This window comes from Rossellomorea arthrocnemi (genome assembly GCF_904424705.1).
Taxonomy (GTDB): domain Bacteria; phylum Bacillota; class Bacilli; order Bacillales; family Bacillaceae_B; genus Rossellomorea; species Rossellomorea arthrocnemi.
In genome coordinates, this window is the sequence record NZ_CAJGBF010000006.1 from 165,747 (window position 1) to 178,079 (window position 12,333).

Below are 12,333 nucleotides of genomic sequence, written 5' to 3' on the forward strand. Positions count from 1 at the left end.
TCTCCCGGTTCACCCCTTTTCGTATTAGACTGCCCACATTTGGGCTTTTTATCGTTTTGCTAAAAAAGTGAGAAGAGTAACTAGAAATAGGGCTGAATCCCCCGGTACAAACGCTCCGGTGTGCTCACCCCTAAAATCATCATGATGTATCCTGGTGCGGAATGATCATAAAATCCTTCATATTTTCTCCAATAATATAGTGGGAAAACCACATCAAATTCTGTTTCATAATCGCTGCATACATTCCCGGCTGATCAGAACGATAGGCCATCCCTTTAAAGATAATGAATTCTGACTCCACTTTCATATCCATCAACCCTTGATAGAGCTCAAATACATTGGAAATAGGTACTCTAGCCCAATTCGCCATGTTGGATTAAGGTGGGAGTACAAGCTGATTGAATATATGTCATGGGTGAGGTTTTAGCATATTCTTCTGGGTCACTCCACGGCGTATTTCCTAGATGCATCCTAATAAAGTAAGGTATATCCGTATTCACGTAATGGTTTCTCCAATTCGTCATCCCACCTCCGACTGAGGCCACCTTAAATCGATCACTTTAGGTAGAGCAGAAAGCTGATATAAACCCTCCCTTTCATTCAAATCGAACCCTCCTCAACCCCACCATCAGAAACACAACCGCAAACCCAAGCAGGATGCCAACTGGTGCAAGAATATCCGCAACTCCTCCTCCTCTTACCGTCAATTCAGCAAATCCCTCCATTCCCCAGTACTGGGGAAGAAATCTTGCAATCTCTTGAATAACGTCTGGCATAATATCAACCGGCCAGTAGACCCCTGCAAGCATGCAGGAGGAGATGATGATCAGGTTCCCGAAGACCGATTGCTGTTCTGATGTTTTGACGAATCCGGCGATGAAAAGGCCGAGTCCGATGATGCAGAGAAGCAGGCTTGAAACGAGGATCACGTTAGCGAATGTATTGCCCCATTCTATATGAAAGATCATTTGTGACAGTGTCATCAAGATCCCGAACTGGATCCAGCCGATGAGGAAGAATGCCAGCATGTATCCACCCAGTAGTTCGAACTTTGTGGCAGGTGTGGACATCATTCGGTACCAGACGCCGTTTTGTCTCGCTTCTAGAAGGATCCCGGTACTGGATAGCATGGCAATCATGACGAACATGATCGTGAAACCAGCAGAGCGTGCCGTCAGATTGTTCATCGTTTTGAGGTTTTCATTTTTGGTGACCGATACGATTTCAACTGGTGCCGGTACTGATTTTAGATCGTCTGAGATTTTCTCCTGGATGGCAGTTGGATTCTCTCCTGTGATATCTTGATAATATCGTGCAGCTGTCGTACTTATCTTTAGCTTCGTAAGCCTGTCATTGATGAGTTGCTCGACAAGGGCGGCCCCCTCGAAGGAAGGAGCGGAAACGAAAACGACTTTAGGTGTTTCCTGGTTTTTCCATTTATCTTCAAATCCATTTTCTACTCGAATATATCCTGTGATTTCCTGTTTATCAAATTTTTCTGCAACGGATTTTGCATTTCCCTTTTTAAAACTGAAGGCATCGGTTCCTTTCAATTCGTTAATCAATTCCTGTGATAATCCCGTCCGGTCTTCGTCGACCACCAATATCTCCGGTTTATATTCCCCATTTCCGGTTACTGCCCCACCAAAGATGAAGGTAAATAATAAGGGCATTCCGAACAGAAGCAGGAGTGTCCGGCGGTGTTGAAAAAGTCGTTTGATTTCAAAGCGGGCGATGCTGATGATTTTCCTCATTCTATTTCTCTCCTTATCTAAGCTTTAATTTCAGTGAACCGATCCACAATGAGGCAAGACCGCTCAGTACGAGTATGATGACAGGCAGGGTGAGTGCCTCCCAGGAATTTCCGTTCATAATGTCGAGTAACCCGCCGAGGGCCCATTTATTTGGGGCGATGCCCGCGAATTGCTGTAAAGCGTCGGGAAACGATGCCAGTGGAATCATTGAACCACCCAGTAGTGCTAGAACCTGAACACCGATTCCACCGATGGAATCGACCGCCTTTTCTTCGGTTATAAAACCGGCAAGCATCATCGCAAATCCCGAAACCGAAATGGAGTAAGCGATGCCCAACAGAACGAGCTGCATTATATTACTGCCCCAGCTGACTCCAAATAAAAAGTGGGTTACGAGGACGAACACCGTGAACTGAAGGATGGTGAACGAAAAGGTGCCAAGGAACTTCCCCCCTATAATGGATGAGTGACGGATGGGACTAATCATGAGTCTTGCCAATGTATCGGTATTCCTCTCCTGAATGATCGTTTTGGCCCCCATGGTCGTGTTGAACAGGATGAACATAGCCCCCATGGCAGCGGCGTAGTACTGCATGCCAGAAAGAGGTTCTTTACCGTCTTTTTCAGAGACGACTCCGCTTACCTTGGAATCGGCAATCTCAGTAAGTTTTACTGAAAGATCCTTCATGGTACCGGAACGGTCGAGATTCTGATTAGAAACCAACAAAGCCGAGGTGAGTCCTCCCCCTACTGTCCTAGAAGCCGCCGATACGGTCGTCACCCGATTGGTGAAGGATTCGGTGATGGCGGAAAGGATGGAAAACTGAATATCTTTTGCAGGATCTTTGAGCATTTTGACCGGCCGGCTTTCCCCTTTCAACAATCCTTCTCCCCAAGCCTTTGGGAATACGAGACCGGCGTCCACCTTCCCCTCTTCGATGGCATTCCGTAATTCTGCGTCCGTATTAAAATTCTTTAAGGTGATGCTATCCTTCAATTCTTCTCCCTGCAGGGTGCCTTGAAGAAATTGGTCTGTCAGTTCATCTTGTGACGTTGCAACGACACCCGCAGTCAAGTCAGGAAGCGATCCGTTTTCACTGAACACACCGCTCAAAGCCGATCCAAGAATGGCTGTCAGGATGATTGGCATGAGTAATAGTGTGATAAAGGATTTCCGATCCTTGAGGCGGATCTTGATATCTTTCCATGCAATGGTGAACATGCTCATTTCTTTCCCCTCCTAATCACGTAACGTTCGTCCTGTCAGCTGCAGGAAAAGTGTCTCAAGATTTGATTCTTTGATTTCAACGGATTCGATTATCAATCCAGCCTGGACGGCAGATGTGATGATGGTTGCGACGGTTTCCTGCGGGTTCGGTGCAACCACTTCGATGATGCCGTCTTCTTGTTGAAAAGTGATTTGCGTCGTTTCCTTTGTATTTTCCAACACTTGTCTTGCCTCATCTGATAAACTTTCAACTTTCATCTGGATGAAACTGCTTCCCGTAAGGCGGCTACACAGTTCCGCCTTCGTCCCAAGGGCGATCACTTCTCCGTGATCGATGATGCCGACACGGTTACAAAGGAACTCGACTTCCTCCATGTAATGACTCGTGTAGATGATGGTCATACCTTTTTCATTCAGACCTTTGACCGTTTCGAGTATATGGTTCCTTGACTGTGGATCGATTCCCACTGTCGGTTCATCCATGATCAACAGTTCCGGTTCGTGCATCAAGGCGGCTCCGATGTTGATTCTCCGTTTCATGCCGCCTGAGAAGGTTTCAATGCGGTCTTTTCCCCGCTCCTTCAGTCCGACGATTTCGAGTACTTCTTCTACTCGTCTTTTTGCCTGAGATCCGTTCAAACCGTACATCTTCCCCCAGAACAACAGATTATCCCTTGCAGACATCGTTGGATATAGAGCGATTTCCTGAGGAACCACTCCGATTTTCTTTTTGATGAGCACCGGAAATTGTTTTACCGATTTACTGGTCACCAGCACCTCCCCATGGTCGTAGGGTACAAGTCCGCAAATCATGGAAATCGTCGTTGATTTTCCCGCTCCGTTCGGCCCAAGCAATCCGAACGACTCACCCTTTTCAATCGTAAAAGATACATTTTTCACGACCTCTTTTTTTCCATAGCTTTTCTTCAGCTCTTTCACCTCTAACATATCTCCACACCCTTTTTTCTTTGACTGTACTTAAAGTATAGCGGGGTTTCTCTCTTTCCAAATCCCTCCAGCGATAGAAATTGAACATAAAAAAATACAGCTTTGATAGCTGTATCTCATAGGGGTACTATGCTAAAAGTCATGTATCAATAATGCGTGATATGATATCGGACGGCAAAGATCGCCGCCTGGGTACGGTCCCTTAACTGGAGTTTACTGATGAGGTTGGAGACATGATTCTTTACGGTTCCTTCAGAAATAAACAGTTCTCCTGCTATCTCTTTATTGTTCAATCCGAGACCGAGTTTATTCAAAACCTCCAGCTCCCGTTCTGTCAGGTCCTTCACGATTTCAGGTACTGTGTTGAGTTGTTCTGTGGGCTGATTCCGTCTCATTTCCTTGACGATATCTGCCGTCAGCTCTTTCGGGAGGACCATGCCGCCGGATTGAACCGTCATGATGGCCTGAACGATGGCATCCGTCGGCATATCCTTCAATAAGTATCCACTCGCCCCTTCCTCCAAGGCTTCAAAGATGAGTTCACTATCATTGAAGGTCGTGAGCATGAGCACTTTGATGTCGGGATAAGTGGACGTGATGAGTTTTGTTCCTTCTACCCCGCTTGCGACAGGCATGCGGATATCCATCAATACGATGTCCGGACGGAGTTCCCCTGCCTTCACGTACGCCTCCTGACCATTGGACGCGACTCCTGCCACATCAATTTCCTGTCTGAGATCCAGAATCGTGGCAAGTCCGTCCCTCATTAATTCCTGATCATCGACGATTAATATTCTGACCATTATGTTCCCCCATTTGCCATTTCATTTCGATAAGCGGTACCGTTGCTTTCACAATAAATCCTTCTTTCGTGTTTTCGAATACGGTGGTCCCTCCATGTTCATGGATTCTGTCCCTCATATGCTTCAGGCCGAAGCCGGGATTGATTTCCGCTGCTCCTTGTCCGTCATCCTTAATACTGATTTCTACCATAGATTCCGAGACTTCGAGCACGACGCTCGATTCCATCGCCCCGCCGTGCCGGACAGCATTAGTGATGGATTCCTGTATGACCCGGGTCAGGTCCAGTTGGACAGAAATCGGAATGGATGACACATCTCCTTTGACCGTGAAGCTTGAGGCAAGACCTGTCATTACCTGATAATCTTCCAAGAGCTTTCGTACCGTCGTGACGAAGGATTGCGGCTGATCGTGATCCTTCAAGGTCCTGACAGACAGGCGTATTTCCTGAAGGGTCTCCCTCGCCAAGTCCTCACAGAGCTCCATCTTCTGCTTGCTCGTTTCAGGTCGGGAATCCATCAATTCTTTCGCTACCTGAAGCTGAACGAGAAGGGCCGTCATCTTATGACCGACTGTATCATGGATTTCTCCTGAAATCCGGTTCCGTTCTCGGATCAGCGTCAACTCCTCCACTTGCTTGGAGTAATGATGCAATTGCTCATGAGCGGAGGTTAACTGCGTATGGGTCTCTTGCAATTCCCCGTACTGGGTTTCAATTTTTGCCCTTGCATGGAGAAGTTTATGAATGAGGCGTCCGACGACGGCTTCAAACACAATTAAGCTGAAATTAATGAGATTCTCTATGAGGGAAAACGTGCCTGTAGTCTGAAAAATATAGTACATAGAGCCGGCCCAAATGATGAAAAAGGCAATGGTGAAGCCCCAAAGGACACGTCTGTCTTCAGTAAATAAGAACAGTGTCACTGCATTTACACCGAACAGAATTAAATACAGGGATGATGCCGGGTAAACAACCACAAACCCGGTAATCAGGATGAAATCCAGGGCAAGAGGAAGAGGATAATATGTATGTTCACGAGCGGATACAAGTAAAAAATGATTCAGGATGAACCCGGTTACCCCTATGATGACATAGGTGATTTGGGCGGTGGTAGGTGCTTCTACAGAAGAATAGTAGATATAACTGATCATGATGAACATAACCAGACGAAGACTGCTTAAGAATGTCAGTTTCATATGATCCCCCTTTGCTGTGGATATTCAGGTAGAAGATATTCCCATTATAAGCGTAATTTGATAGTTTGATAAGAAAAGAATGTTAGTATGTTGGCTTAACGTAGACCCGAACGTGAAATTATTTGTAGACGATATCGGAGAATATGTATCAGCTAACTATAGGCAATGACAAGGGGGCGGGACTAAATTAGTTTGCGAAGCCAATAGGGCATGGGTCTGATTAGTCCTAGAGGTATTATTTGGAAAAAGACGCAATAAATTTAAAAATGACGCAATTAATTTAAAAATGACGCAATCAAGCTCGAAAATGACGCAATTAATCTTCGACCCATTCTCTCTTCCTATACAAAGCCGATAAAAAAGAGCTCCACCCCATGAGAAGGTTGAAAACTCTATGATCTGAACGTCATTCCGAGACATTTCAATCATGTTTTAAGTTTTTTATAACTTTTTCGTTAACGAAAACAACACTCAGTCCCTAATCGAATCACTATCAGTTAAAACCATCAAAGCCCCATCCGGATATGGGGCATTCCATATTCCAAGAGGGTTCTCTCACCATCTCCGTTTTCAGAAATCGTGCGATTCTCCGCACCAGACTTCATTCAATGCATTCCTGAACAGCATGTCCAATTCTGCCGTTGGATCAGGGATATGGATGTTTATCGATTTTACATACGCTTCTAAATGCTCGATTTCTTTATGAAGGTACTCATGTATGATATCGAGCCTCGGTTCAAGGTTTAACTCTTCTCCTGCTTTTTTCCTTTTTAACAAGGTTGCTATCGAGTCTTTTAATTCACCTGCTGGCAGCAGGTCTTCAACCAGTTCTTGAAATTCCATTGGAGGGATCGATTGATATTTTTCTATCCATTTGGCTGCCAGGACAGGACGGAGCACATAGAAATACTTTTTGATCCGGACTTCCTCCCCTTGAAGATAATCACGGAAGCTGCCCTTTGCCATGTTCAAGTAATGATACAGACAGGAAATGGGGGAAAACACCCTCTGATCGAGTTCCCTCATCTGATCGATAGTGGAATACGACTGGTAATAGACAATACTAGATTTAAGCCATTCCAGAAGAGGTGGATTTGATTTCCTGAATAATCTCAGTGCTTTTGTCAGCTCCCACCCGCTCATATCTAACAAGGGATCGATGGGAATCGAGATGGAATCCCTGGCAGGTATTTCGATCACATCCCTTTTCTGATCGATGGATAAATACCAGTTTGGTTTGTGGATATAAATAAACCGGACATCATAGTCGCTGTCCTTAGAAGGGAATCCCCACGCCCTGCTGCCGGATTCGCAGGCAAATAATATTTTTATATCGTTGTCCAGTTCGATTTGTTTGATGACTTCCGTGATATGTTCTTTCATGTTCGGACCCCCAATAGATGAATCAGGATACATTCTTGTACACTTAGATTCTATTCCTATTATTCAATCTCCTGCAAAAAAAGCGTATCCTTCTCTATTCCGGATACGCTAAGCTGTTATTTCTCTATTATTTCAAACGTGCCTCTTTTCCGGACAGTCTCGAATCCTAATCGTTCATATAGATCTATTGCTCCAGGATTGTTTTGGTTCACGTGGAGGGTGACGGATTTCATCCCATCACGTCTGAGGTCTTCTAAGCACTTGCACGTCAATACGGCAGCGATGCCCTTCCCCCTCCACTCCGGGATCACCCCCACCTGAATGATGTACCCGATTGAATCAGTGTCCTGATCGGTGGCAATGCACCCTACGGCCATGTCATTGACAGTGGCGATATAGGACCGATCCGGTAGAAAATCTGGACCTGACGATATCCACTCCACCCATTTCTCCATGGACCACCCTGGAAATCCCGGACGGTCCTTAAAAGAGGCATCATACACTTTGTAAAATTGCTCTTTAAACGACGGTGACCAACTCCTGAAAACCAAAGGAAAGGATATTTCGATTTGAGGGATGTCTGTTAAGGAGTGTTCCATCACATATTCCTGGAAGACCAACTCATACCCCTTTTTTTGGTATTCTTGAATGATCTCTTCTGTTATGTTTTCATTTTTGATCTTTTGAACGTTGTTCACCCTTTTCCCCTCCATACATCTTTATGCATGTGCATTCCACGATACGATCATGGTCGTGCCTTTTCCCCATTCACTTTCAACCTGTATTTCTCCATCGTGCAAATCGATGATCTTTTTCACGATGGATAAGCCCAGGCCGCTTCCTCCTAAATGACGATTTCTGGACTGATCTGCTTTGTAAAACCTCTCAAAGATATGCATCCGGCTATTATGGTCCATTCCAATTCCCGTATCCTTAATGGTCACCCTCGGCATGTCACCGGATTGTTTTGTGGCAGAAATACTGATGGTCCCCTCATTCGGTGTGAACTTGATGCTGTTATGGATGAGATTCGTCCATACTTGATCCATCAGATCCTCATCGGCATGGATGGATACATGTTCAAGGTCAATATCCATGTTAATCTTTTTCTCGGTCCATTGTGGCTCATTGGCAAGAATGATCCGACGGAGCTGATGATCCAACCGGTAATCTGCTTTGTCCAGCATGAAATGGTCTGCCTCCAGGGAAGTCAGTTTTAAGAGATTATCACTCAATTTAGACAATCGTAGACTTTCCATTTCGATAATATGAAGATAACGTTCTCTTTCCTCAGGTTTGAGGCTGTCGTTCTTCAATGCATGGGCAAAGCCGCTGATTGATGTAAGGGGGGACTGAATTTCATGGGAAACATTTGAAATGAATTCCTGGCGCATTTCTTCCATCTCTCCCAATCGTTCTGCCATATGGGTTATGCTGTCGATGATTTTGTAATACGGATGATCCCCCCGATCATTAAACTGATTTCGATAATAGGAAAGATCAATATTGAAGTTTCCTTCCGCCATCATCTTCATCGCCTGAATCATCGGATGCAGGAATTTATCCTGGCGATTTTTCACCCACTTGATTTGTGTAATAAAGTACATACTGCATCCAAAAAGGAAGAACCCGAGAATGGAGTTGATGAGAAGTCTTGCCAATTCATGAGGACGGGTATGAATGGTGGCATATAGACTATCGGTGATCCAATAGGAAAAGGACCACATGACAATCAAAGCCGACGAAACGGCCAACATCCCAAGTATCCGCTTCATGTATTCAGGCATCTTCATTCCGAAACCTCCAACCGGTATCCGAGACCGCGGATTGTGGTGATTTTGAACGGGCAGTGGACCTCGGCAAACCGCTTGCGAAGTCGTTTGATGTGAACGTCAACGGTCCGTTCATCCCCTTCATAATCGAATCCCCAAATATCTTCAATCAATTGCTCTCTTGAAAATGTCTTTCCCTGATTGAGAGCCAGTTTAAATAACAGTTCAAACTCCTTTAAAGGTAAGGTGATATCCCGCTCCCTGATCAACACTTTATAGGATTCACGGTCAATCACCACTCCGTCTAGTTCTATCCGGTTCGCGATTGAAACCTGGGATCGCTTGAGGAGGGATTTTACCCGGGCGGCCAGCTCAGCCGGTGCGAACGGCTTGACCATATAATCATCTGTCCCGAGGTCAAACCCCTTCACTTTCTGGGCCGTCTCCCCTTTTGCCGTCAGCATCAAGATGGGCAGTGTATCCGAATAATAGGATCTGACCTCTTTACAGAACGTCCAGCCATCCATATTCGGCATCATAATATCCAGGATGATTAAATCCATTTTCGTTGAGCCAAGGATAGCAAGCGCCTCTTCCCCATCTGACGCCTCTTCAATGGCGATCCCCTCTTTCGAAAGGAGGACACGAACTAATTCCCTGATATGTGAGTCATCATCTACAATTAATATTTTCGCCATATTTCTCATTCCTTTATTAGGCTGTTTCCGTAAACCTTGTTGCTTTGAAGAAGCGTGTAGTGGTTGATTTCCGCTCCAGGTGCTCGCTTTCCGTGGGGCTGAGCAAGCCGCTTCCGCTTTTCGGACTGTCCAGCACTTCTTGCAGGAGTCGAGCACCTTCCGCTCCAATCAACTGTCCAGGCTACGTTTTTCACCGTAACAAAATTGTCAGGATTGCTTTCTTGGCTAACAGTAAATATGGACCATTTAGCTCTGACTCCAAATGCTTCTTTAGAGGGTGAGGGAACTGGGTAGACTCCTACGGAAAAAGGACGTGCCGAGATCCCGGAAGCAAAGCTTTAGGAGGATCGGCCGAACGTCCGTGAAAAAGCGGAGTAGTTCCCCCTCACCCTGTAGCACACACTCAATGTCAGAGCATGTGCAAATAGTGTATTTGTAATCCTCACCCCAATCCTTGCAAAAAGAGCCTATATGAATGACGATCCTGTACAATTCCTATTATAGAGTTGGCCTGTTACGATCTTATGCTGATTTTGGTTACTCACATTTTACTATATTTTTACGTCCGTTTCATATACGCTTTTACCGTAATAGGAGCAAAGACGGCTACAATCACCACTGCACCAAGCAGGGAAATGGTGAGATCCCATCCGACTGTTCCAGCGTTTGTTAGATCCCGGACAGCTGTGACGAGATGGGAAATCGGATTGAATTTGACAAACCACTGCAGCCAGTTAGGCAGTGTTTCCGCAGGCACAAAGGCATTGGAAAGAAACGTGAGTGGAAATAAGACAATCATGGAGATCCCCTGAACACTCGATGCGGTTCTCGAGATGACCCCAAAGAAGGCAAAGATCCAGCTGACAGCCCAGGAACAGACAATGACCAGAAGTCCTGCAAGAATCACAAAGCCAATCCCAGCCTCAGGTCGATAGCCCATGATATACCCCATCGTGAACGTCAGAAGCGTTGCGATGGTATACCGGATCGTATCGGCCAGCAGTGCTCCGGCCAACGGAGCGATCCGTGCAATCGGAAGTGACTTGAACCGGTCGAAGACTCCTTTATCCATGTCCTCCCTCAGCTGGACGCCCGTGACAATGGAAGTCGTGATGACCGTTTGGACAAGTATACCCGGAATGATGACCGGTAAATAGCTCTGCACATTTCCAGAGATCGCGCCGCCAAACATATACGTAAACATCAGAGTGAAGATAATCGGCTGCAGCGTCACATCAAATAACTGCTCAGGTGTACGTCGTATCTTTAATAATCCTCTAAAAGCCATGGTTAATGAATTCTTTATTGTTTGTCTTAAGCTTGCCCGGTTGCTCAACCTTGCCCGGGAAGGCTGGGTAATAGCAGATTGTTTCATCCTAGTGCCTCCTTTTTCGTTTCCCACTGGTTGGTCGTTACATCTTTCTTCCCGGAATCAGTAAGGGTCAGGAAGACTTCGTCAAGAGATGGCTTCTGGACACTCATCCCCGCAAGCCCGATACCGGACTCTCTCAATGCCATCAAAAGATCCGTTACAAGGTTGATATTCCCCAGGGGCGCCGTGATTTTGCCCCCTTCTGCCGATACGGCCGACCGGACATCCAGGATTCGTTCCACTAATTGACGGGCATGCTGGAGATGTCGAGCATCCTGGATACTGACATGTAACGATGAAGTGCCGATTGACCCTTTTAATTCGTCAACAGTCCCCTCTGCCACCACTTTACCATGATCGATGACAGCAACCCGATCCGCCAATTCATCTGCTTCCTGGAGATACTGCGTGGTCAAAAGGACGGTGGAACCGGATTTCACAAGCTTCCGGATCGTGTCCCACATCTGATTTCGTGTGCGGGGATCAAGTCCAGTAGTTGGTTCATCGAGAAAGAGGAGTGGCGGGCGTGCAATCAAGCTCGCCGCAAGGTCCAGACGGCGGCGCATTCCACCCGAGAAATTCTTCAATGGCCGTTTCGCCGCATCTGTCAAACCGAACTCTTCAAGTAAATCTGCTGATTTACGCTTTGCCTCGCTTCTGCTCAGTCCTAACAACCGGGAAAAAATCATTAAATTTTCTGTCGCACTCAAGGATTCATCGACCGATGCGTATTGCCCCGTCACACCAATCAATTGCCTTACAATCTGTGGTTCCTTCACGACATCATGACCGAATATGCGTGCCGTCCCGGCATCTGCCTTAAGAAGCGTCGCAATCATTCGAATCGTGGTCGTCTTTCCTGCTCCATTCGGACCCAGTACTCCATAAATCGTCCCCGGCTTCACATATAGATCCACTCCATCAACAGCCCGGTTATCGCCAAAGGACTTAACCAGCCCCTTCGCTTCCAAGGCCCATTCACTGTTTCCTATCGAAAAATCGTTCATCATTGATTTCCTCCTTATTTGAACCCCGTCGAAAAGAACTGTTCATTTCCGGCAGGGGCGTTTCGTTCCTAAACGGAAGTATAAATGATTTATATGAACTGAATATGAACTTGGCAGGAATAGATAAAACCTCAAACTCCGTTGACAAAAACCAAACAAAAATATATTATGTT

Annotated in this window: 10 protein-coding genes and 2 pseudogenes; all 12 read right to left on the reverse strand. The window is 45.9% G+C overall.

Annotated features, from left to right (window positions below; genetic code table 11):
* Nucleotides 1-139: 139 nt before the first annotated feature.
* Nucleotides 140-593, reverse strand: a pseudogene (locus tag BAA9072_RS24675) (alpha/beta hydrolase family protein); the annotation flags it as partial.
* 3 nt (nucleotides 594-596) lie between these two features.
* A complete protein-coding gene (locus tag BAA9072_RS11025; protein WP_408015230.1) occupies nucleotides 597-1,754 on the reverse strand; it encodes an ABC transporter permease in 1,158 nt (385 codons plus the stop codon).
* Nucleotides 1,755-1,767: 13 nt separating this feature from the next.
* Nucleotides 1,768-2,982 (reverse strand): ABC transporter permease, encoded by a 1,215-nt coding sequence (locus BAA9072_RS11030; RefSeq protein WP_201714725.1) that lies wholly within the window; start codon nucleotides 2,980-2,982, stop codon nucleotides 1,768-1,770.
* A gap of 278 nt (nucleotides 2,983-3,260) precedes the next feature.
* Nucleotides 3,261-3,930, reverse strand: a pseudogene (locus BAA9072_RS11035) (ABC transporter ATP-binding protein); the annotation flags it as partial.
* 146 nt (nucleotides 3,931-4,076) lie between these two features.
* A complete protein-coding gene (locus BAA9072_RS11040; protein ID WP_201714727.1) occupies nucleotides 4,077-4,733 on the reverse strand; it encodes a response regulator in 657 nt (218 codons plus the stop codon).
* Nucleotides 4,708-5,928, reverse strand: a complete 1,221-nt coding sequence (locus BAA9072_RS11045; protein ID WP_201714728.1) for a sensor histidine kinase — start codon at nucleotides 5,926-5,928, stop codon at nucleotides 4,708-4,710. The genes BAA9072_RS11040 and BAA9072_RS11045 overlap by 26 nt, the downstream gene beginning before the upstream one ends.
* 570 nt (nucleotides 5,929-6,498) lie before the next feature.
* Nucleotides 6,499-7,311: a nucleotidyltransferase domain-containing protein gene (locus tag BAA9072_RS11050; RefSeq protein ID WP_201714729.1), complete on the reverse strand. Its 813-nt coding sequence runs from the start codon at nucleotides 7,309-7,311 to the stop codon at nucleotides 6,499-6,501.
* 116 nt (nucleotides 7,312-7,427) lie between these two features.
* On the reverse strand, nucleotides 7,428-8,009 hold the full coding sequence (locus BAA9072_RS11055) for a GNAT family N-acetyltransferase (RefSeq protein ID WP_201714730.1): 582 nt from the start codon (nucleotides 8,007-8,009) through the stop codon (nucleotides 7,428-7,430).
* Between the two features lie 21 nt (nucleotides 8,010-8,030).
* Nucleotides 8,031-9,104, reverse strand: a complete 1,074-nt coding sequence (locus BAA9072_RS11060; RefSeq protein ID WP_201714731.1) for a sensor histidine kinase — start codon at nucleotides 9,102-9,104, stop codon at nucleotides 8,031-8,033.
* The gene (locus BAA9072_RS11065) at nucleotides 9,101-9,781 is read right to left on the reverse strand and encodes a response regulator transcription factor (RefSeq protein WP_201714732.1); all 681 of its coding nucleotides are present in this window, start codon (nucleotides 9,779-9,781) and stop codon (nucleotides 9,101-9,103) included. Before BAA9072_RS11065 ends, BAA9072_RS11060 begins: the two co-directional genes overlap by 4 nt.
* A 559-nt stretch (nucleotides 9,782-10,340) precedes the next feature.
* Entirely contained in the window at nucleotides 10,341-11,156 is an 816-nt protein-coding gene (locus tag BAA9072_RS11070) for an ABC transporter permease (RefSeq protein ID WP_201714733.1), read from the reverse strand.
* The gene (locus BAA9072_RS11075; RefSeq protein WP_201714734.1) at nucleotides 11,153-12,163 is read right to left on the reverse strand and encodes an ATP-binding cassette domain-containing protein; all 1,011 of its coding nucleotides are present in this window, start codon (nucleotides 12,161-12,163) and stop codon (nucleotides 11,153-11,155) included. The genes BAA9072_RS11070 and BAA9072_RS11075 overlap by 4 nt, the downstream gene beginning before the upstream one ends.
* Nucleotides 12,164-12,333 lie beyond the last annotated feature (170 nt).

Coding starts and splice junctions, on each gene's coding strand:
- BAA9072_RS11060 (WP_201714731.1), bottom strand. CDS start 9,104: ATGAAGATGCCTGAATACATGAAGCGGATACTTGGGATGTTGGCCGTT.
- BAA9072_RS11040 (WP_201714727.1), bottom strand. CDS start 4,733: ATGGTCAGAATATTAATCGTCGATGATCAGGAATTAATGAGGGACGGA.
- BAA9072_RS11065 (WP_201714732.1), bottom strand. CDS start 9,781: ATGGCGAAAATATTAATTGTAGATGATGACTCACATATCAGGGAATTA.
- BAA9072_RS11030 (WP_201714725.1), bottom strand. CDS start 2,982: ATGAGCATGTTCACCATTGCATGGAAAGATATCAAGATCCGCCTCAAG.
- BAA9072_RS11045 (WP_201714728.1), bottom strand. CDS start 5,928: ATGAAACTGACATTCTTAAGCAGTCTTCGTCTGGTTATGTTCATCATG.
- BAA9072_RS11070 (WP_201714733.1), bottom strand. CDS start 11,156: ATGAAACAATCTGCTATTACCCAGCCTTCCCGGGCAAGGTTGAGCAAC.
- BAA9072_RS11050 (WP_201714729.1), bottom strand. CDS start 7,311: ATGAAAGAACATATCACGGAAGTCATCAAACAAATCGAACTGGACAAC.
- BAA9072_RS11025 (WP_408015230.1), bottom strand. CDS start 1,754: ATGAGGAAAATCATCAGCATCGCCCGCTTTGAAATCAAACGACTTTTT.
- BAA9072_RS11075 (WP_201714734.1), bottom strand. CDS start 12,163: ATGATGAACGATTTTTCGATAGGAAACAGTGAATGGGCCTTGGAAGCG.